This is a genomic window from Mumia sp. zg.B21, from assembly GCF_019550855.1.
Taxonomy (GTDB): domain Bacteria; phylum Actinomycetota; class Actinomycetes; order Propionibacteriales; family Nocardioidaceae; genus Mumia.
On sequence record NZ_JAHWCJ010000001.1, the window covers coordinates 1,562,326 to 1,581,284 of the forward strand.

The following is an 18,959-nucleotide window of genomic DNA, read 5'->3' on the forward strand; positions in this document are numbered from 1 at the left end:
GGCAAGCATAACGAGCCCAGCGCCCCCGGTCGCTGACGCTGAGCCCCCGTAGGCTGAGTCTGACCACCCACCCCTTCCCTGCGGAGGATCCGCCATGCTGCGTGCCCCGACCGCCGCCGACCGGGACACCGTCCGCGCCTGGCGCAACCAGGCGATCAACCGGGAGGTAAGCGTCACCGACCACATGATCTCGGAGGCGGAGCACCGACGCTGGTGGGATGCGGTGGCCGAGGATCCCTCCCGCCGCATGCTCGTCTTCGTGCACGACGACCTCCCCTGTGGGGCGGTCAACTTCTTCGACATCGACCTCGACGCGCGGACGGGGTCGTGGGGATTCTTCCTCGACAACGAGACGCTCTCGGCCGAAGGCACGCTGCTTTCCGCGTGGATGGCTATCATGCGTCAGGCTACGGACTACGCTTTCGACACCCTCGGGCTCGACAGGCTCCACGGCGAGGTGCTGGAGGACAATGCCCCCGTGCGCCAGATGAACCGACGATTCGGACTGGTCGAGCGAACGGACGACGTGCGCGAGATAGACGGCCGCCGGTTCGTCCCGATCACGCTGACGAGGGAAGAGCGGGGCCGCCGCACACGACGCAGGAAGAAGGACGCATGAGCGACCTGCCCACGATCATGTTCGGCTCGCGTCCTGTCGGCCCCAACCATCCTCCGTTCGTCATCGCCGAGATGTCGGGCAATCACGGCGGCGATCTGGGCCGCGCCCTCGACATCGTCCGCGCGGCGGCGGACGCGGGCGCCAGCGCGCTGAAGATTCAAACGTTCACCGCCGACACGATCACGATCGACGTCGACAGCCCTCGCTTTCGCCTGAGCGAGGACCACCCGTTGTGGCCCGGCCGCCGGCTGTACGAGCTCTACCAAGAGGCCTCCACCCCTTGGGAGTGGCACGAGCCGATCTTTTCCCTCGCCCGCGAGCTCGGGATGGTGCCGTTCTCGGCTGCCTTCGATCCCACCGCCGTTGACTTCCTGGTCGGCCTCGGCGTCCCCGTCCTCAAGTCGGCCTCCAGCGAGATCACCGACCTGCCGCTGATCCGGCGGATCGCCGAGACCGGTCTCCCGATGATCATCTCGACCGGGACCGCGACGCTGGGCGAGATCGACGCCGCCGTCCGCGCAGCACGCGAGACCGGCAACGAACAGATCGTCGTCCTCTCGTGCACAGTGTCGTACCCAGCACCTCCTGAGGCGTCCAACTTGCGGGGCATCCCCGTGCTGCGCGACGCACTGAACTGTCAGGTGGGCCTGTCAGACCACACGCTCGGCCTCGGTGCGTCCGTCGCCGCGATCGCACTCGGCGCGACCGTCATCGAGAAGCACCTGACATTGGGGCGCGACGACGGCACGGTCGACTCCGACTTCTCGCTCACCCCGGGCGAGATGCGAGCGCTGGTCACCGAGACCACGGTCGCCTGGCAGGCGCTCGGCGAGCCCACGATCGGACCACGCGCCATCGAGGCAGAGGGCCTGCGGTTCCGTCGCTCGCTCTTCGTTGTCGAGGACGTGAACGCAGGCGACCCGGTGACCTCGCAGAACGTCCGTTCGATCCGGCCTGCCGACGGGCTCGCACCCGACGAGTTCTCGCGCATCGAGGACCGCACGTTCCGCGTCGACGCGAAGAAGGGCACGCCCATGAGCTGGGAGCTCCTCTGATGCACGCCAGCAACCACTACTACGGGCAAGCGCACGTGTTCGCCCGCTTCTGTGGTCTGGACCGTGAGGCGCCGCCGAAGATCGACGGTCTGCTCCAGCATGGCTGGAACCCGCTTCACGGTCAGGGGTTCCAGAAGCAGCCGATCCCGCTCGGCTACCCGCAGCTCGTGTGGTCCGACGCGGCACGTCGGCGCGGTCAGGCGTATGGCTGGCGCAACTACTACGTGGTCGGTGCGGCGTGGTCGTACCTCGTCGCCATGGAGCCGGCCGACCCAGCGGTCGAGCGAGAGGGCACGATCTTCTACCCGTTCCACGGCTGGGAATCCGGAAGGGTCGACGGGAGCCACCAGGCGCTCGCCGACGAGATCCGTGCGACCGAGGACGGCCATGTGACGGTCTGCCTTTACTGGCTCGAGTTCGATGAGCCGGCGATCCGCGACGTGTACGAGCGTGCTGGCTTTCACGTCATCTCTCACGGTCGACGGGGACGTGACCGCGAAGGCACAGACCCGGAGTTCATGTACCGACAGCTTGTCGAGCTGCGCCGCCACCGCCGGGTCGCCAGCAACCGGGTGAGTACGGCAATCATGTACGGCGCCAGCGTCGATTGTGAGGTCGGCATCTACGGCGACCCGATGTCGTTCAACGCGGGCATGTCGGTCGCCGAGCGCAAGGATCACGTGCTGCGTCTGCTGCCCGAGATGCACGGTCTGGCTGTCGCCCCCGCGGTGTCGCGTGCGGTGAGCCGTTACGAGCTGTCGATGGACCGTCTGGCAAGCCCCGCGGAGCTCCGCGAGCTTTTCGGCTGGCGCGGCGCGTACGAGCGTCGGCAGGAGGCATCGTGAGTGGCCCTTGGGTGTCCTGGCGCGTCGAGGAGGCGCTGGCCGACGACGCTGCGCTTCCGGACAACCTGTCCCTCATCGGTGGGGAGATGGAGCTGTGGGCTGACGGCGTCCCCGAGGCCGACCCGGTGCGCGCCGCAGTGGTCGCGACCACCGTGCCCGCCGGCGCCGAGGTGCTCGTGGCCGGCCCGCACGCACTCGACGTGCTCGGCGCGGTGCAGTCGCTCGCGTCACGCACAACCATCGTCGTCAGAGGGCAGCGAGACGCCCTCACGATCGCCCGCGCGATGCCTGAGGTCACGGTCTGGTGCGGCGACCTGGAACGCATCGACCTCGAGCGTCTCCGCGGAGGCAAGCCGTTCTCCGCGGTCGTTGCACTCGGTGACGTCTCCGTTCTGGGGTCGTACGACCTCGAGCCTCGCTCGTGGCAGACGTACGCCGACCTCCTCCACCGCCTCGCTCCGGCGGGGACGCTCGCGGTCGGGGTCACGAATGCCCTGGCGGCGACGGAAGCCGCCTCGCTTACGCCGCGCGCGCTCGATGACAGCGACGCGGCGTGGTCACCCGCAGAGGCTCAGGACGCGTCCCGTCCTCGATCGCCTCGCCAGGCGCGCGAAGCGTTCTCCGCCGGTGACACGCCCGTCACGTTGTGGAGCGTCTTTCCGACGGCCGACCACCCGACGATTGCCTTCGCATCGACCGACGACACCGCGCCGACGTCGGGAACCCTCGCTTCGTCTCTGCTGTACCGGGAAACCGCCGAGGCACCCGGGCGCTATGCCAGCGACCCTGCGTGGCTGGTGCGCACCGCCGTCGCTGCACGGACCGTGACCATGAGCGCGGCAGCGTGGCTCGTCGTTCGAGCCCCCGCCGACCCGGCCACCGAGATGACGCTCGTCGTCGGCAACAACGGGGTCGCTGAACAGATTCCGCCCGCGACCGCGCGCGAGCCGGCTGCGACGCTCGAAGAGCTGATGTTGGAAGCATGCCTAGCTCAGGACGTCCCCGCGTTGCGGACGCTCGTCAGCCGTTACGCCGAGGAGGTCGCCGGCGGCGGGGACGATCAGCGTCCGTCGAACATCGCCGTGACGACGTCCGGATCGTTCCGGCCACTCACATACAGGCCCCGCCGTGAGACCGAGGGCGATCCGTTCCTCGACGGCCTGTACGACGTGGCGCGGCGGCTGTTCGTCCTCGGGTGGCGAAACCCGTTTCCCCTGGCCAACGGTCCAGCGGAGAATGCCGCGCTGATGGCCGGTTACGCCGGACGCGACCTTTCGACGGCGGAGGTCGACGTGCTTGCGGCACGCGCGCGAACAGAGCTGGAGCAGGCTGAGCCCACTCCTGCACTCGTGTCGCGCCTGCTCGCGCGTACAGAGGCGCTCGTCTCTCGCGACCACTGGCTGGAGTCCGCGGTCGGCGCGCGTGACCGGCAGCTTCTGCGCTACCGGCAGCAGCAGATGCGCCCCGACCCAGCGGCCGAGCGCCGCGCGGCCAAACGTGAGGCTCGCCTCCAGCAGCGCATCGCGTCGCTCGAGGCCGCGCTCGCCGCGCGTCCCACAGGCCGTCCGTTGCGCCGGTTGGTGAAGAGAGTCGGCCGCAGACTCAGGCGGTAACGCCTAGCGCTTCGACCGTGTCGCGCTCCCCGACGGGCGGCGCGACGACCGCGGTCGGCAGGAACGTGAGGGCGAGCGTGTCACCTCGTCCGATCGTGAGCACGGCCTCAAGACCTCCCAGCGGTCGGGGACCGGGCAGACCTGCGGTCTGCTCACGCACGACGTGGAGCTTTGACACGTCGTCGCCGCTGCGCAGGAGGACGTGCCACGAGGTTGCGACCGCCTGGTGGCTCGTCTCGCCCAGCCCGACACCAACCCGGCGGTCGACCTCGGCCAGGTGTGCCATGGGGATCCTTGTCGTGAACCGCCCCTCGGCGACCACAACAGGCACGTCGACTCTCTCGACCGCCTCGACTCCGCGGACCCGCCGCAGCTCGACCGAGACCTTGCCGGGACGGTCCAGGGTGTCCTGAAGGTCGCCGGCGAGCAGGAGGTCGTCGCCTTCCCACTCGGCTGCGTCGACGGCAACTGCGGCAGGTCCTTGCTGGAGCGTGAAATTGCCCTTCGGGCTGCGCGTAGCACGAAGCTGGGTCGACCCGATGGTTCGAGCCGCCCCGACGAACTGCGGGGACGTCGGCAGCGTCCGGCGGCGGCTCCCCGCACGGATGCGCACGACCCAGGCGACCGGTTCCTCCATGGGGTCGAACGTCACCTCACCGAGCCCGAGGGCGCCCACGTCAACCCGGAAGAGCGCTTCGCGGGTGCCGTCGGCACCCGCGGGCTGGTCGCGGTACTCGCCGACGAGCTCGTGGGTCACTCGAGAGTGCCGGGTGAGCTCGAGGATCGGCGCTCCGTCCCCCAGGTCGGCCACGTCGACCTTGATGCGCAGGAGGATCCCCTCGGGGACAGCGGTGGCGTGCGTGACGAAATGACGGACAGATCGCAGGGCGACTCCAACCTCGCCCGCCTCGATCTGCGGCTGGGCCCACACCCGGTCACCCAGCGGCTCCGGCGGCAGGTATGCCGCACGGGTCCGCAACCCTGAGGCGAGCGGACTCGTGACGTCGAGGTCTCCCTGGCGTATACGTACGCGCGCCGCCCAGGTCTTCAGTCTCCTCTGGGCCGCCTTGACAAGGAACGGGTTGAACCTGGCCACGAAGTGGATCGGCTGGACGCCGTCCGGGGTCGGGCCGTCAGAGCGCACCACTGTCGCGGCGACCCTGTTGCCCTGCGGGGACTCGAGCCATACCTCCAGGCTCGAACGCTCGTCGAGGATGACCTCCGGAACGCGTGCCACCCCTTCGATGACGAGGGCGCCCTCCGACCATTTCATGTCGTGGATGGCCGTCGCGACCACGGCGGCCGGAGCGCCGACGAGGTAGGCAGAGGCGGGCACACCAGCGGCGCGGTCCCCACGGAACGGCAGATCCTGGTAGGTGCGCTTGCGCAGGAGCCCACGAGTGACGACCGGGGCGTTGGTCCCGTGCTGGTCCTCGTACGTGAGGAGGCGCCGCAGGCGGGGAAGGTCCCCCGCCTCGAGCAGCCGCGCCTGGACGCGGTCGAACGGCGGGAGGTCCTCGTAGGGGAAAGGCTGGACGACGCCGAGCATCCGCCGGGAGAGGGCGAAGACGGTGTCGAGGTCCTCCTCGGGCGCGGAGTGCAGCGCTGCCACGACGGTCCGCAGGTCGACGACGGCAAAGTGGGCACGCACGCGCTCGAGCAGCTCTGGCGCCGCGGAGCGCAGGTACTCCACGACCATCTCGGCGGAGCGGACCCGGTCGGCGAGGTTCTCAAGTCGCCACAGGCTCTGGGTGATGGAAGGCTCACCGCCCTCACGCTCGCGCCAGTAGTAGACCGGGTCCTTCAGGACATCGACCTTGTGCGCCTCGACCTGGGCTCGGATCGTCACCGGGTAGTCCTCGTACAGCATCGCCGGGAACGACAGACCGACTTGTTCCCACAGCGAGCGGCGGTAGACCTTGTTCCACGCCATCCGATCGAGCGCCAGCTCCGGACGCTCCCGGACGTGAGTGGCCGTCGCCCCCTCCGCGAACGGGACCCGGTGGGTGTAGGAGTCACGGACCCAAAGTGACGTGAACCGGCGCGCGTCGCCGGCGGCCAGGTCAGAACCTGAGGCGAGCAGACTGTCCATCATCAACTCGTAAGCATGCACCGGCACGATGTCGTCGCTGTCGACAACCGCCAGGAAGTCTCCGGTCGCATGGGCAACACCGGTGTTCCGGGCGGGACCAAGGCCCTGGTTCTCCTGCGTGACCAGGGTGAATCGAGAGTCCTCTGCACACACCCCCTCGACGATCCCCCGACTGCCGTCCAGCGAACCATCGTCGACGACGATGATCTCCAGGTTGGCGTACGTCTGGGCGGACAGGGATGCGAGACAGCGGCGTACGTAGCGCTCGACGTTGTAGAACGGGACGATGACGCTGAGGAGCGGCTGCATGCGTGAGGCATCCTTGGCAGGCTGTGACGACGAGGGCTCCGAGTCTCGCACACGGACGAGCAGCACCCGTCTGACAAGTGTGGCCCCTGGTAGTGTCCACTCGGCGACGTCAGCGCAGGAGGGGGCTAACGTGTCGGTCTTGACCGGATCGGACATCCTTGTCACCGGTGGTACCGGGAGTTTCGGCAAGGCGTTCATCAGGTATGCGCTCGACAACCTCGATCCGAACCGTGTGATCATCTTCAGCCGAGACGAGCTGAAGCAGTGGGAGGTCCGCCAGCTTTTCGGTGACGATCCTCGCCTTCGCTGGTTCCTCGGGGACATCCGAGACCGTGACCGCCTCCACCGCGCGATGCACAACGTCGACTACGTGGTCCACGCCGCAGCACTCAAGCAGGTCGACACCGCTGAGTACAACCCGTGGGAGTTCGTCCGCACCAACGTCATCGGCTCCCAGAACGTCATCGAGGCCTCGATCGACGCCGGTGTCAAAAAGGTCGTCGCGCTGTCGACGGACAAGGCTTCCAGCCCGATCAACCTCTACGGCGCGACCAAGCTGACCGCAGACAAGCTCTTCATCACGGGCAACCACTATGCCGCCGCGTACCCGACTCGGTTCTCAGTCGTCCGCTACGGCAACGTCATGGGCAGCCGCGGGTCGATCATTCCGAAGTTCCGCGCGCTGCACGCCGAGGGCAAGTCTCTGCCGATCACCGATCTGCGGTGCACCCGGTTTCTCATCACGCTGCCCGAGGCGGTCCAGTTCGTCATCGACTCATTCGAGCAGATGCAGGGCGGCGAGCTCTACGTGCCCCGGATCCCGTCGATGAAGGTCACCGACCTCGCACAGGCGATCGCGCCGGGCGCCGCCCTGCATGACATCGGCCTGCGGCCAGGCGAGAAGCTCCACGAGGAGATGATCAGCCCCGAGGAGGGTCGACGAGCGCTGCGCGTCGGTGACCGCTACGCTCTCCAGCCCGATCTCGCGACATGGGGTTACGTCGCACCCGAGCATGGTGAATCCGTGGTTGACGGGTTCCACTACCGGTCCGACAACAACGACGAGTGGTACTCGATCGATCAGATCCGCAAGATCCTCGAGTCGGATGTCTGACCGGTGCTTCCGTACGGCCGCCAGAGCATCCACCCTGCCGACGTCGACGCGGTCTCCGCAGTCCTCCGTGGTGACTGGCTGACGACCGGTCCGACCGTGACGGCCTTCGAGGCAGCGGTGGGCGCCGTCGCGGGCGGTCATCCCGCGATCTCCTGCACATCGGGCACTGCGGCGCTCCACGTGGCCTACGTAGCCTTGGGCGTCGGTCCAGGCGACGAGGTCGTCACGACGCCGATGACCTTCGTCGCCACGGCGTCCAGCGCGGCCCTGCTCGGTGCCACGATCGTCTTCGCCGACGTGACGGAGGACACCGCGCTGCTCGACCCCACAGCCGTGGACGCCGTGGTGACCGACCGGACGAAGGTCATCGCTGCCGTCGACTACGCGGGCCACCCCTGTGACTTCGACGCGCTTCAGACGATCGCCGACCGTGTCGGCGCCCGCACCCTCGACGACGCCGCCCACTCGATCGGCGGTACCCGAGGCGGTCGGCCGGTCGGCGACCTCGCCGACGTGACGACCTTCTCGTTCTTCCCCACCAAGAACCTCACGACGGGCGAGGGCGGCGCCGTCGTGGCCAAAGAGACCGCCGTGGCAACGGCCGCGCGCGAGTTCCACAACATCGGGCTCATACGCGACCCCGAGCGGCTGCGCTATCCCGATGAGGGCCCGTGGCACCAGGAGGTGCACTCCTTCGGCCTGAATTACCGGCTCACCGACGTCGGCGCCGCGCTCGGGCTGTCGCAGCTCGAGCGCCTCGACGGTTTCGTCAAGCGCCGCGCCGAGATCACCGCCCGCTACAACAATGCGTTCGCTGGTGTCGATGGGCTTCGGACTCCGACTCAGTCGGCGGACGTCGCCCCTGCCTGGCACCTCTATCCCATCCGGATCCTCGACGGTCGGCGCCGCGAGGCGTTCGAGCGGATGCGCGAGGCGGGCATCGGCGTCCAGGTAAACTACATCCCGGCCTACTGGCATCCGGTGTTCGCCGACATGGGCTACCGCCGCGGCACGTGCCCGCGAGCCGAGGCGTTCTACGCCGAAGAGCTCTCACTCCCCCTGTACCCGTCGCTCACCGACGGCGACGTCGACCGTGTCATCGAGACACTCGTCGGGATCATCGCGTCGTGAAGCGCGTCGTGAAGCGCGTCGCCGTGCTCCAGGCACGCATCTCCTCCACGCGCTTGCCAGCAAAAGTCGCCCTCCCGGTCGCCGGGCTGCCTCTCGTCGTCCTCGCCGCACGGCGGGCGGCGCGCGCCGGGATGGACGTCGTCGTGGCGACCTCGACGGACCCAAGCGACGACCTGCTCGCCGACCTGCTCACCACGCACGGCGTCCGGCATCACCGCGGCAGCCTGTCCGACACCCTTGAGCGCTTCGTCGAGGCCGTCGCCACGTACGACGATCACGACGTCCTCGTGCGTCTGACCGCCGACAACGCCCTCCCCGACGGCGACCTCCTCGAGGAAGTCGTCGACGACTTCCTCGACCGAGAGCTGGGTTACCTCAGCTGTAACGGCACGCCCTCGGGCCTGCCCTACGGGCTGAGCGCCGAGGTCGTCCGCGTCGGTTCCCTCCGCAAAGCCCACGCGGACCCCGCGACGACCGACGCCGACCGCGAGCACGTCACCCCCGCGATCGTCAGACGTCATGGGTTCGCCTCGTTCACCCGCTATGCCGACAGTGGGCTCGGTGCCCTCCGCGCCACCGTCGACCAGCTCGACGACTACGTCCGGATCAGTCGCCTCTTCGACGGTATCGACGACCCGGTCGCTGCGTCGGCCCTCGACCTCGCCACGCGGCTGCGCAGTCTTCCCGGGGCGCCGGTCGTCGATCGGCCCGTCGACGACCTCGTTGTCGGGACCGCACAACTCGGCATGGACTACGGCATCGCCAACACGAGCGGTAGACCGACGACGGCGATGGCGACCGTCCTTGTCCGTACAGCACTGACCAACGGCGTGACGATCCTCGAGACCGCACGGGCGTACGGTGCGAGCGAGGAGACGATCGGGGTGGCTCTCGCCGAAGGATGGCAGTCGCGCGCCCAGGTCTTCACGAAGCTGTCGACGCTGGAAGACTGCCCCTCCGGAGCCCTTCCCGCCACCGTGCACGCGTTCGTCGACCAGTCGGTCCTCGCCTCGTGCCATGCACTGCGGCGCTCTCGACTCGACGTCCTCTCGCTGCATCGCGCCGCACACCTCGAGGCCTGGGACGGTGAGGCGCTCGCGCGCCTTCGCTGGTGGGTCGCCGAAGGCACGATCGGCACCCTTGGCGTTTCCGTGCAGACACCGGACGAGCTGCGGCGCGCCCTGGCCCTCGACGAGGTGACCGTCGTCCAGCTGCCCTTCAACCTCCTCGACCACCGGTGGGACGACGTCCTCGACGACCTCGCCCAGGTACGTGCGGCCCGCCCTCTGACCGTGCACGCTCGAAGTGCGCTGCTCCAGGGCCTGCTCATCGCCGACGCGGACGACGCCTGGCGCCGTGCCGGAGTCACCGAGGCCGTCACGGTGAGGTCGTGGCTCAGGGAGACCACCCACGAGCTCGGCCGCGCGGACGTCGTCGACCTCGCGCTGGCCTTCGTCCGTGCTCAGAACTGGATCGACGCCGTCGTCCTGGGGATGGAGTCTCTCGACCAGCTTTCCGTCAACCTGTCACTGTTCCAACGCCCACCGCTGACCCCCGCCGAGGTCTCGGAGGTTCTCCGCACGCGGCCATGGCTACCCGAGTCGACGCTGGACCCAGCCAGCTGGGAGGCACTATGAGCTCCGAAACTCCCCTGTCCCGCCACGTCCTGATCACCGGCGCGACCGGTTACCTCGGCCGTGCGATGGCGCACGGGTTCGCAGACGCGGGGTGGACTGTCCACGCTAATGCGCGTTCGCAGGGTCCGGTCGATGATCTTGTCGCGTCGTTGCGTGCGACCGACGGACGTGCGGAGGCCGCGGTCTTCGACGTCGCCGACGCCGCAGCCGTCGCCGCATACTTCTCTGGCTTCGAGGGTCCCCTCCACGCCCTGGTCAATAATGCCTACACCGGTGGAGCCGGCACTATCCAGACCGCCGAAACCGCCGAGTACAACGACGCTTTCGCCGTCGGTGTCACCGCCCCGCACACCCTTCTTCGCCACGCTCTCCCGGCAATGCGACAGGCCCGCGCCGCAGGTCAGGACGCGAGCGTCGTCAACCTGGCCTCGATGTACGGTCTCGTCGCTCCCGACCTCCGCGTGTACGCGTCCCCCGCCGTCGCCAACCCACCGTTCTACGGCGCGGCGAAGGCGGCGCTGGTGCAGTGGACACGCTACGCTGCGGTCGAGCTCGGGCCCGAGGGCATCCGCGTCAATGCCCTTACCCCCGGCCCGTTTCCCCAGGAACCGGTGCGTGCCACCAACCCCGAGCTAGTCTCTCGCCTCATCGATCGCGTCCCGCTCGGTCGGGTCGGCGAGGCGGCCGAGATCACGGCGCCGGTGCTCTTCCTGACCTCGCCCGGGGCAACCTTTGTGACCGGGACCAACCTGGTGGTCGACGGAGGCTGGACGGCGTGGTGACCCCGTCATGACCCATGTCGTGGTGGTGTGCGACATCGGGCCGACCCTGGGCTCGGGGCACGCGATGCGCTGCTTCGCTCTCGCCCAGGAGCTGCTCGGTCGAGGGTGGACGGTGGACTTCGCCGCCGACGTCGCCAGCATCGGCTGGGTCGAGCGGCGCCTGAAATCAGCGGGCATTGGGGTCGTCGCGCCGGTGCCGCACGACCGGGCGCGCAGCGAGCTCGGTGCCGATGCCATCGTCGTGGACTCCTACGTCATGAGCGCGGCCGACCACGCAGCGCTCCGGACGAACGGCGTCCCCGTGCTGGCGCTGGTTGACCACGATCTCGCGGGTGCACTCGCCGACGTCTACGTCGACCAGAATCTCGGAGCCGAGCTCGAGGAGATCGCGGTCCCGCCGGGCTCTCGCCGACTGGCCGGGGTGCGTTACGCCTTGATGCGAGACGACATCCTCGCGCAGCGGCCACGCGATCCGAGCCTGCCGGCCGCGGACGGCCCGCCGCGGGTCCTCGGCGTCTTCGGCGGCACCGACCCGGTGGGGGCGACCGTGGCCGCCGCGGAAGCGCTCGTCCGCACGGGGTCTCCCTTCGTCGCGACGATGGTCGCCGCGCGACCTGCCCTCGCTGACGCGCTCGCGCGTATAGAGACGCGTCCCGACCAGGAGATTGTCGTGGTTTCGCCGCTCAACGACCTGGCGCACGTTGCCCGTCAGCAGGACATTGTCCTCAGCGCCGCCGGATCATCGAGCTGGGAGCTCCTCTGCCTCGGAGTTCCGACCGCCCTCCTCGCCGTGGCGGACAACCAGCTCGAAGGCATGCGGCGTGCCGTTGCCGCGTCGGTCGTGGCAGGGCTTGGCGACGCACGACACGGTCTCGGTCCGACGGCGGTCGAGACGCTGGTGCACCTTCTACAGGACCACGCCTTCCGTGCGCGGCTCGCGCGTGCGGGCTGGGAGGCCGTCGACGGTGAGGGGAGGCGTCGGGTGGCCGACGCCTTTGCCGGGCTGGGTGAGATGCCGGGCTGACGCCTACCGAGGACTGCTCATCTTCAAGGCGAGCATGGCCGCGGGGACGCGGAGGGCGTCGGTGATGACATGGCTCTCGACCGAGCCGAAGTAGTCGTCGGCGAGGGCCTCGAACGCGACCTTCTTTCGGACGTGTTCGCCCCTGTCGCTCGCCGAGATCCACCTCGACTCTTCCCTGGCCGGACACGAAGCACGGGTCGATGCTCACGACCCGCCCACCGGGCGTCAGGTGCTTCGCGCACAGCGCCAGCAGCGCGTGGGCCTGCTTGTCGGAGAGATGGTGGAGCAGTCCCAGCAGCAGGACGACATCCAGCACCGGCAACGCCTCGGCCTGCTTCTCATCGAAGACCGCATGGTGAAAAGTGCCCCGGTCCCCGTACTTCTTTGTCGACCACCGGACGTACCGCTCGTCAGTGTCGTACCCGTGGTAGGTGATCGGCTGGCGGAGCCGGTCGAAGTAGTAGGCAGGTCCGCAGCCGACGTCGACGACTACCTCACCAGGTCGGATGGCCGCAGCGTCGATCGCGGCGTAGCGCAGACGGTCAGCCCCCAGCCCTTTCTGAAGACCGATGTACGCGGGGACGAACGAGAGGACGTCTTTGATCGACGACACGGGACTCCTTCAGCGTCGCGCCGGACCGAGTAGGTCCGGCAAAGAGTAGGGTGGCGCGCGTGACGAGCCCTGTCGAGCCGCAAACCTTCGTGCATCGGGTCTCCGTGGTGGTACCGGTGTATCAGGGCGAGCGCTACCTGTCCACCTTGGTCGGCGAGCTCGACGCGTACCGCGAAACCTTCTCCACTCCTTCCGGCCACACGACAGTCCTTCACGAAATCGTCCTGGTCTTCGACAACGGCCCTGACGACTCCGCTCGCGTGATCCGTGAGCTCGCGCGTAAGTACGACTACGTCCGTCCCGTGTGGCTCAGCCGCAACTTCGGTCAGCACGCCGCGACGCTCGCCGGCATTTCTTCCTCGGGTGGCGACTGGGTGGTGACGATGGATGAGGACGGGCAGCAGGACCCTGCCGACATCGGGGGAATGCTCGACCGCGCCCTTAGCGACGATGTCAACCTCGTCTACGGGAAGGCCGTCAACGAAGCGCCGCACGGCTCACTGCGCAACACCGCGTCCCGCCTCGCCAAATGGTTTGCGAACACCGTGGCGGGCACTCCCCAGGCCGCCCAGTTCAACAGCTTCCGACTGATGCTCGGCGAGGTCGCACGCAGCGTCGCAGCCTACGCCGGTGCCGGCGTGTACCTCGACGTCGCCCTGACCTGGGTCGCAGGCAAAGCATCGGTGCAGCCCGTAACCCTGCGTGAAGAGGCGGGCGAGTCGGGCTATCGGGCCCGGACTCTCGCCTCGCACTTCTGGAGGATGGTCGTGACGGGCGGGACGCGTCCGCTTCGACTCGTGAGCGCGCTCGGGGTCACCTTCGCGACCGCAGGCATCGTGCTCGCGCTCGTCTTCGTGATCGGCAGGCTCAGCGGATCCGACATCGAGCCAGGGTGGACCTCGATCATCACCGTGACCCTCATCTGCGCGGGCGCAATCCTCTTCTCGCTCGGGGTCATCGCCGAGTACATCGGTGTCGCGGTGAACATGGCGATGGGCAAACCTCTCTACGTCATCGTTTCCGACCGCGCTGTCGGACCTCACGGTCAGCAAACCCCGCGATCATGAACGCGCCGACGCTGGTGGTCGGGGCAGGAGGCATGCTCGGCCGCCACGTGCTCCGACGGTTGACCACCGGAGCCGGCGAGGTCATCCCGGCTCGTGTCCCGTGGAACGATCCCCTCCTTGCCGCCGAGGCCCTCCAGGCGCATCTCGACCACCTCATCGCGGCGGCGGGGAGCGGGCCTTGGCGCGTGTGCTGGGTCGCGGGCGCGGGCGTGGTCGGGACGACCCCGGACGTGCTCGCCGTCGAGATCGGTTGCTTCGCAAGCTTCGTCGACCGCCTCAGCGCACTCAGGGCACCGGTAGCCGCTCGCGGTGCGATGGTCCTTGCCTCGTCGGCCGGAGGCGTGTACGCCGGCAGCACCGGAGCACCCTTCACCGAAGACACCGTGCCACACCCCCTCGCCGCGTACGGTCATCACAAGCTGCACATGGAGCAGATAGTCGTCGACCTCACCCGCGCCTCGGGCATGACCGCGATGCTCGCCCGGATCTCGAACCTGTACGGACCAGGCCAGGACCTGAAGAAGCCCCAAGGGCTCGTCTCTCAGATCGCTCGCGCGTCGCTCACCCGCCAGCCGATCTCCATCTACGTCCCGATCGACACGATGCGCGACTACCTGTACGTCGACGACGGTGCGGCGATGATCGCCGAAGCGCTCATCCTGCTGACGTCAGAAGAGCTCCGTGGGGGGTGTCACCTCAAGATCCTCGCCGCCGGCCGAACGACCACGGTCGGAGCGCTGATCAGGGTTATCGAGCGGATCTTCAAGCGCCGGCCGCCCGTGATCTTCGCCCAGTCCCCGAACTCCCGGCTCCAGGTGCGCGACCTGCGCCTGCGCTCCGTACGCATGGTCGCGCTAGACGGGCTCGCCGGGACCGCGCTTCCGGCTGGCGTCTTCGCGACCACGCAGGCCGTGGCGCGCCAGCTTCACGTCGGTGCATGAAGAGCCCTGACTAGCTAGTGTGTTCTGCACGCGCCCACAGAACGAGGCACACGTGAGCGAGTTTGCGAAGTCCTTTGCCGTCAGACGGATCAAGCCCATGGTCGGCGAACGCGCGTGGTCGTGGTTGCGCGACCCGCTGAACCTCCGCGCGCCCGTCGCCCCCCTGCCTCGCCACTCGCGCCCGCAGCGCCTGTCCGAGATGGACCTCACACAGCTGGCCCAGCACTTCCGTACGGACAAGTGGGGGACCCACCGCTACACGCCGCACTACGAGCGCCACTTCGCGCCGTTCCGACACCGCAGGATCAACGTGCTCGAGGTCGGGATCGGCGGCTACGCCCGTGAGGGCCGCGGCGGTCAGTCGCTACGGATGTGGAAGCACTTCTTCCGCGACGCTCAGATCGTCGGGCTCGACATCGAGGACAAGTCGTTCGTCGACCGCCCCCGCATCACGACCTACCGTGGCAGCCAGACCGACCCGGGGGTGCTTCAGCGCATCCTCGACGAGGTGGGCGAGCTGACGATCGTGATCGACGACGGCAGCCACCGGCCCGAGCACGTCCGCGCCACCTTCGCCTACCTGTTCCCGCGGTTGGCCGACGGCGGCCTCTACGCCATCGAAGACACGCAGACGTCCTACTGGCCCGAGCGTGGCGGGAGCGACGACCTCGACGACCCGACCACGACGATGGCGCTGGTGAAGTCGCTCGTCGACGGCCTCAACCACGAGGAGTTCGTGGACGAGACGTACGAGCCCAGCTACACCGATCTCCACGTGGTGGCGGTGCACTGCTACCACAACCTCGTGATCATCGAGAAGGGCGACAACCGCGAAGGCACCCGTCGTCGCTCGATCCTCAGGTCGAGGTACGCCGACCTCCCGGCTGCGGATCGTCCACCGATCGACAACGCATCGTCCCAAGGGGTGTCCGACGGCGAGCAGGTCCCGTAGCGTACGAGCAGTCCATCCCACAGCACGCGGAAGCCGAGCGACGATGAAACAGAGCGAGATCGCCAAGCTCGCATCGATCGAGGACAAGCACTGGTGGTTCCGCGAGCGGCGCGCACTCATCGCGTCGTTCATCGCGGACATCCCGGCCGGGCGGGCCCTCGACATCGGTGCCGCCGCAGGCGGTAACACCCGCACCCTGCAGCAGGAGGGGTGGGAGTCGGTCGCGCTCGAGTACGACGACTCAGCGGTCGAGCTCGCCCGCGCACGCGGGCTGGATGTCGTGCAAGGCGACGCCCGTGACCTTCCGTTCGAGGCCGATGAGTTCGACGCCGTCGTCGCCTACGACGTGCTCGAGCACATCGTGGAGCACGACGTCGTGGTCGCAGAGATCGCACGGGTGGTACGCCCGGGCGGCAAGGTGTTCATTGCCGTCCCGGCCGATCCGGCGCTGTGGAGCGCCCACGACGAGGCGGTCGGCCACGTCCGTCGCTACACGAGGGAATCCCTCATGGCTCTCTTCCACAGGCCAGAGTTCACGCTCGACCTCGTCAAGTCGTGGAACGTCCTGCTCCGACCGGCGATCCGGCTGGCCCGGCGCGACAGCGAGGGAAGCGACATCGAGCCCATGGCCGCGCCCGTCAACGCGGCGCTCGGGGCTGTCATCAGGCTCGAGCGACACCTCCCCCTCGGCAGAAGAAGGGGTGTCTCCCTCCTTCTGAACGCGACCGTCTGTCGGCCGTCCGTCACGGCGCCCGGCGACACCGTCGATCAACGGCCGTAGCTGAGCGCGGCCCCCTCGACCGGGCGGAGGAGCCGGGAGTCGACGGCCCACTCGGCGGGAACGACGCCGCGGTCGGGTCCCGCCTGCAGGTGCAGCGCCTCCCGCAGCTCGAGCCGGTAGGCACCCGCTCGCTCGAGCGTGGTCGCGGCGAAGCCGGTGGTCCGCATCGTCGCGAGGTCGAGCACCAGGACGTCGACCTCGAACGCGTCGAAGTCGAAGGTGTGGGCGCCGTAGGCAACGCGCCGCAGCTCGGTCGAACGGCGCGTGTCCGACATCAGGCGGAGCGCGGCCGCCTCGATCACGCCGAAGCCGCTCGTACGGCCTCGTCTGACGGCGGTGGGGGCGGCGAACGCATGCCCGCCGAGGTCGAGGTCGAACAGACCACCGGGGTCGCGGTGGACGACGGCCCCTGGAGGCAGGAGCACCGCGCGGTCGACATCGGGCAGCAGCTCACCGAGCGCGAGGACGTCGTGGACCGTCGCGCCGTCGGTCTCGACCGTCCGGATCGCGAGCGACGGAGAGGCGAGCGGCCGGAGCGTCTCCAGGTCGACCCCGCTGACCCCCGCGCCGAGCAGCGTCACCCGCAGCGGTCGCTGCGCGTGCTCGGCGAGACCGATCAGCAGGTCACACACCTGCGAGGTCGTCGTGGCGGCGTCGTCCGCTCCCACCGGGACCACGATCTCGTCGACAGCCGACGGCCTGTCCTCGTCGTGGGCAGTCTCGGCACCGACGACGGTCCCGCCGACGACCGAGGGCGTCGCGAACCCTCCGTCCGCCGTCGGCACCAGAGCGGCCCGCCGAGCCTCCGCCTCTCGCACGCGGTCGGCGGTGAGCGTCCGCCACAGCGCGTACACGTCGCTCTCCCCCGCACCGGTGAGGATCGCCGTCGTCATCTGCTCGAGGAGGTCGGTGATCTGGGTCCGGATCGCGTCGAACTCCTGGTCGTCGATCCCGGCCAGCCCTTCGAACCGCGGGTCGGACAGGTTCTTGGGGACGAAGTCGACCTCGAGGCCGAGCGAGCGCGCGGGCAGATAGGCGTGCAGCCTCGATGTCACCAGGGACCGGTGGGTACTCCGGTAGGTGTCCAGGAGGGTCGCCGCATCGCGCAGGTTGTCCGCGAACGACGTCGTACGGATGGTGTCGCGGCTGTGCTTGTAGACGGTGCCGTTCCTGGGGACGTCCTCGGCGGGGACGTCGACGTAGGCGACCGGCGCTCGGCGGCCCGGCCTCTTGTCCTGGTCCGGGAAGACGGCGCTCACCGTCGTCGTCAGGCATCCCGAGAAGAACGCCGGCACCCCCATGGACAGAAGGAGGTCGACCGTCGTCCAGTCGCGGCAGCCGATGGGGCCGTACTGGCGGAGGTAGTCGACGGCCTCCGGGGTCATCAGGTCGCGCTTGTTGCAGTGGAACGAGACGAACAGCGGGAGAAGGTTGCGGTGGAACGGGAACCCGTAGCGCACGTCGAACAGCGCGTGCATGTACCAGCCGAACGCCAGGGTCCACGTGCCCGGCGGGATCTCCGCGTACGCGGACGCGTCACGGGGAGCGGCGATCACCTTCACCTGCACCGCCGTGCCGTCGACGCGCAGCCGCTCGGGGACGCGCTCCTGCAGCTCCGTCAACGCCTCGGCGAGCTCCTTGTCGCCGCCGAAGGTCGCCCCGGAGTGCCGGACCAGGTGGCCGAGGGACGCGAGGCTCTGGACGTGGTCGCCGATGTTGGCCGAGGCGCGACGACGGCCGGGGTGCGCATAGGTCAGGACGGCGAACGACACGGCGCCCGTCCCGACAGCAGGGGCGCTCGCGGACGTCGGCGCACTCTCGATCCAGTCGCGCATCCAGTCGCGGGCCTCACGCGTCCGCTCGCCGACGACGTCACGTGACGACACCTCGGCGTCGAGCCTGCGGAACAGGGCACGCGCGAGGTCGCTCTCGCCCAGCGCGTAGACCGGCCCGAGGGCCTCGTACCAGGCCCGCGGCTTGAGCTCGAAGCCCGGATCGTCGGCGAGCGCGCGCAGGTCGGCCAGGACCCGCTCGCGATCGTGGACGAGCCCCGACCGGACGTAGGCCGTCATCGCACGACGGGCCCACACCTGCGGCGGCACGCCGTCGAAGCGCTCCCACGCCAGGCCGCTGAGACCGGCCTCGTACGCCTCGACCGCCTCCGTGGCCAGATGCCTCGCCTCGGGAGCGGCCTTCGGGGTGCTCAACGGGATCGCCTGGGTCGGCCGCCCGCGCCCTGCGCGTCGGCCGAGCACAGCGCGCACCCGGTGGGTCAGGCGGGACGCACGCCGCGGCGTGGTGGGCATCGATTCTCCTCGGGTAGGGCCTCGCACAGCGTAGATGACCCGCCGCGAGCATCCGCCGCTACGGTCGCGACGACCAGA

At 69.0% G+C, this 18,959-nt stretch carries 15 protein-coding genes and 1 pseudogene; 13 read left to right on the plus strand and 3 right to left on the minus strand.

Going from position 1 to position 18,959, the window contains the following annotated elements; translation table 11 throughout:
* The first annotated feature begins 94 nt into the window (after positions 1-94).
* From KV100_RS07565 to KV100_RS07580, 4 genes are read left to right on the plus strand one after another with little or no spacing between them, the layout of a single operon-like run.
* Positions 95-619, plus strand: coding sequence for a GNAT family N-acetyltransferase (locus KV100_RS07565; protein WP_220342229.1), 525 nt, complete (start codon positions 95-97; stop codon positions 617-619).
* The gene (gene pseI / locus KV100_RS07570) at positions 616-1,674 is read left to right on the plus strand and encodes a pseudaminic acid synthase (RefSeq protein WP_220342230.1); all 1,059 of its coding nucleotides are present in this window, start codon (positions 616-618) and stop codon (positions 1,672-1,674) included. Before KV100_RS07565 ends, pseI begins: the two co-directional genes overlap by 4 nt.
* A complete protein-coding gene (locus KV100_RS07575; protein ID WP_220342231.1) occupies positions 1,674-2,519 on the plus strand; it encodes a hypothetical protein in 846 nt (281 codons plus the stop codon). Before pseI ends, KV100_RS07575 begins: the two co-directional genes overlap by 1 nt.
* On the plus strand, positions 2,516-4,132 hold the full coding sequence (locus tag KV100_RS07580; protein ID WP_220342232.1) for a hypothetical protein: 1,617 nt from the start codon (positions 2,516-2,518) through the stop codon (positions 4,130-4,132). Before KV100_RS07575 ends, KV100_RS07580 begins: the two co-directional genes overlap by 4 nt.
* Here KV100_RS07580 and KV100_RS07585 read toward each other — a convergent pair.
* Entirely contained in the window at positions 4,122-6,533 is a 2,412-nt protein-coding gene (locus tag KV100_RS07585; RefSeq protein ID WP_220342233.1) for a glycosyltransferase family 2 protein, read from the minus strand. The two genes, KV100_RS07580 and KV100_RS07585, sit on opposite strands and share 11 nt — an antisense overlap.
* Before the next feature lie 130 nt (positions 6,534-6,663).
* Between KV100_RS07585 and pseB the strand changes: the two genes are divergently transcribed.
* Genes pseB through KV100_RS19475 form a run of 5 tightly spaced genes read left to right on the plus strand, consistent with a single transcriptional unit; the run spans position 6,664 to position 12,221 of the window.
* Entirely contained in the window at positions 6,664-7,647 is a 984-nt protein-coding gene (gene pseB, locus KV100_RS07590) for a UDP-N-acetylglucosamine 4,6-dehydratase (inverting) (RefSeq protein WP_220342234.1), read from the plus strand.
* 3 nt (positions 7,648-7,650) lie between these two features.
* Entirely contained in the window at positions 7,651-8,778 is a 1,128-nt protein-coding gene (locus KV100_RS07595) for a DegT/DnrJ/EryC1/StrS aminotransferase family protein (RefSeq protein ID WP_220342235.1), read from the plus strand.
* Positions 8,775-10,415 carry an aldo/keto reductase gene (locus KV100_RS20110; RefSeq protein ID WP_220342236.1) on the plus strand — a complete coding sequence of 547 codons (1,641 nt, stop codon included), beginning with the start codon at positions 8,775-8,777 and terminating at the stop codon, positions 10,413-10,415. Before KV100_RS07595 ends, KV100_RS20110 begins: the two co-directional genes overlap by 4 nt.
* Complete coding sequence (locus tag KV100_RS07605) at positions 10,412-11,197, plus strand: SDR family NAD(P)-dependent oxidoreductase (protein ID WP_220342237.1); 786 nt, start codon at positions 10,412-10,414, stop codon at positions 11,195-11,197. The genes KV100_RS20110 and KV100_RS07605 overlap by 4 nt, the downstream gene beginning before the upstream one ends.
* A 7-nt stretch (positions 11,198-11,204) precedes the next feature.
* Positions 11,205-12,221 (plus strand): PseG/SpsG family protein, encoded by a 1,017-nt coding sequence (locus KV100_RS19475; RefSeq protein ID WP_255565921.1) that lies wholly within the window; start codon positions 11,205-11,207, stop codon positions 12,219-12,221.
* Positions 12,222-12,423: 202 nt separating this feature from the next.
* Here the strand turns inward: KV100_RS19475 and KV100_RS20360 are convergent.
* Positions 12,424-12,834 (minus strand): annotated as a pseudogene (locus KV100_RS20360) (methyltransferase); the annotation flags it as partial.
* A gap of 50 nt (positions 12,835-12,884) precedes the next feature.
* Between KV100_RS20360 and KV100_RS07615 the strand changes: the two are divergent.
* From KV100_RS07615 to KV100_RS07630, 4 genes are read left to right on the plus strand one after another with little or no spacing between them, the layout of a single operon-like run.
* On the plus strand, positions 12,885-13,901 hold the full coding sequence (locus tag KV100_RS07615) for a glycosyltransferase (RefSeq protein WP_308291382.1): 1,017 nt from the start codon (positions 12,885-12,887) through the stop codon (positions 13,899-13,901).
* Complete coding sequence (locus KV100_RS07620) at positions 13,898-14,842, plus strand: NAD(P)-dependent oxidoreductase (protein WP_220342238.1); 945 nt, start codon at positions 13,898-13,900, stop codon at positions 14,840-14,842. The genes KV100_RS07615 and KV100_RS07620 overlap by 4 nt, the downstream gene beginning before the upstream one ends.
* Positions 14,843-14,894: 52 nt before the next feature.
* The gene (locus KV100_RS07625; protein WP_220342239.1) at positions 14,895-15,794 is read left to right on the plus strand and encodes a hypothetical protein; all 900 of its coding nucleotides are present in this window, start codon (positions 14,895-14,897) and stop codon (positions 15,792-15,794) included.
* A 43-nt stretch (positions 15,795-15,837) separates the two neighbouring features.
* Positions 15,838-16,575 (plus strand): bifunctional 2-polyprenyl-6-hydroxyphenol methylase/3-demethylubiquinol 3-O-methyltransferase UbiG, encoded by a 738-nt coding sequence (locus KV100_RS07630; protein WP_220342240.1) that lies wholly within the window; start codon positions 15,838-15,840, stop codon positions 16,573-16,575.
* Here KV100_RS07630 and KV100_RS07635 read toward each other — a convergent pair.
* A complete protein-coding gene (locus tag KV100_RS07635) occupies positions 16,563-18,881 on the minus strand; it encodes a hypothetical protein (RefSeq protein WP_220342241.1) in 2,319 nt (772 codons plus the stop codon). The two genes, KV100_RS07630 and KV100_RS07635, sit on opposite strands and share 13 nt — an antisense overlap.
* Positions 18,882-18,959 lie beyond the last annotated feature (78 nt).